Here is a 1021-nt window from a genome sequence, read left to right on the forward strand (position 1 = left end):
GTAAATTAGGAATATTAACACCCTTAGAATATCTTAGCCAACTGTGAGGAAAGAAGTGCCTACCACTAACATGCGTCATCACATAATGCTCCCTATCGGTCGCACTCTGGATGCCGCTGGCCGTTCTCAGGAATTAAATGAAACCAACTCAGCCAAATAAATGTTGCACTAAAGAGAAACTTGTATATCTTTACTTAAATGACGGCAAAGAAGAAGTATAGGGAGGTAATTGCATACAAGAACTACTTCAATGACTTTTATAGCAAGCAATCGATTAAGGTAAAGAAGAAAGTGATTTGGACTTTGCAATTGATTGAGGAAATTGAGAGAATACCAAAAACTTATTTGAAACACATTGAAGGGACTGATGGATTATATGAAATAAGAATTAAGCTTTCTTCAAATATATACCGGATTTTCTGTTTTTTCGATGAAGGCAAACTAGTTGTACTTGCCAACGGATTTCAAAAGAAGTCACAGAAAACACCTAAAAATGAAATTGAAAATGCTTTAGCAATCAAAAAAGAATATGAAAATGAAAAATAAGAATATAAAGACACTATCAGATATAAAAGACGAGCATTTTGGAAAAATTGGTACTCCAACAAGAGACCAACTAGAAGAAGAATATGATGATTTTAAAATTGGATTTCTACTACAGGAAGCAAGGTTGAAAAAGGGATTAACTCAACAACAACTTGCTGATAAAGTTGGAACATCAAAATCTTATATCTCTAAAATCGAAAATAACGTAAAGGAAGCCAGATTGTCAACGTTGAAAAAGATTGTAGAACTAGGATTTGGTGGAAATGTAGAGCTTTCAATTAATCTGTAAATAATCCAATTGTCATGAAAATATATAACTCGTATGACACAATGTAGGTATAAAACCTACAACAATGTCAAGATCTTATAAGAAGTATGGTATCATCAAGGACAAAGGAATGTCAAGAGGTGAATACAACCGAGTATTTAGACGGGTCAATCGTCAAAGAATAAAAGAAGGAAAAGACCCAAAACA

2 protein-coding genes are annotated in these 1021 nt (G+C 33.3%); both read left to right on the forward strand.

Going from position 1 to position 1021, the window contains the following annotated elements; all coding sequences use genetic code 11:
- Positions 1-198: 198 nt before the first annotated feature.
- The gene (locus L2567_RS20965; protein WP_235299825.1) at positions 199-546 is read left to right on the forward strand and encodes a type II toxin-antitoxin system RelE/ParE family toxin; all 348 of its coding nucleotides are present in this window, start codon (positions 199-201) and stop codon (positions 544-546) included.
- Positions 530-835, forward strand: a complete 306-nt coding sequence (locus L2567_RS20970; protein WP_406626754.1) for a helix-turn-helix domain-containing protein — start codon at positions 530-532, stop codon at positions 833-835. The genes L2567_RS20965 and L2567_RS20970 overlap by 17 nt, the downstream gene beginning before the upstream one ends.
- Positions 836-1021: the final 186 nt, after the last annotated feature.

It is taken from the genome of Portibacter marinus (genome assembly GCF_021533195.1).
Lineage (GTDB): Bacteria > Bacteroidota > Bacteroidia > Chitinophagales > Saprospiraceae > Portibacter > Portibacter marinus.

Coding starts and splice junctions, on each gene's coding strand:
- L2567_RS20965 (WP_235299825.1), top strand. CDS start 199: ATGACGGCAAAGAAGAAGTATAGGGAGGTAATTGCATACAAGAACTAC.
- L2567_RS20970 (WP_406626754.1), top strand. CDS start 530: ATGAAAATGAAAAATAAGAATATAAAGACACTATCAGATATAAAAGAC.